Origin of the sequence: Pectobacterium brasiliense (assembly GCF_013449685.1) — a bacterium.
In the GTDB taxonomy this organism is placed as follows: Bacteria; Pseudomonadota; Gammaproteobacteria; order Enterobacterales; family Enterobacteriaceae; genus Pectobacterium; species Pectobacterium brasiliense_A.
Genome location: NZ_JACDSF010000013.1, coordinates 1 through 284 on the forward strand (window position 1 = coordinate 1; position 284 = coordinate 284).

At 57.0% G+C, this 284-nt stretch carries 1 protein-coding gene; it reads left to right on the forward strand.

All coding sequences use genetic code 11. The features are described from left to right. Window positions 1–284 (forward strand): Ig-like domain-containing protein (locus H0248_RS22055; RefSeq protein WP_257981537.1); only part of this gene is annotated, 284 nt, incomplete at both ends.

The window sequence follows — 284 nt, forward strand, 5'->3', positions numbered from 1 at the left end:
GACGATTGCGGTCACCGGTCAGGTTGGCAATGAAGTCAACGCCGGCGATGCCATTACGGTGAAAGTCGGTACCGAAACGTACCAGACGACGGTGAATACCGACGGTAAAACCTGGAGCGTCAACGTGCCTGGTTCGGTGCTCGCGGCTAACGGTGATGTCTCTGCTTCGGTTACTACCCGTGATACGGCAGGCAACGTCACGACTGCCAACACCAGCCACACTTATGGCGTCGATACGGTCGCGCCAGTCGCGTCGATCGCTATCGACAATGTCACCAGTGATA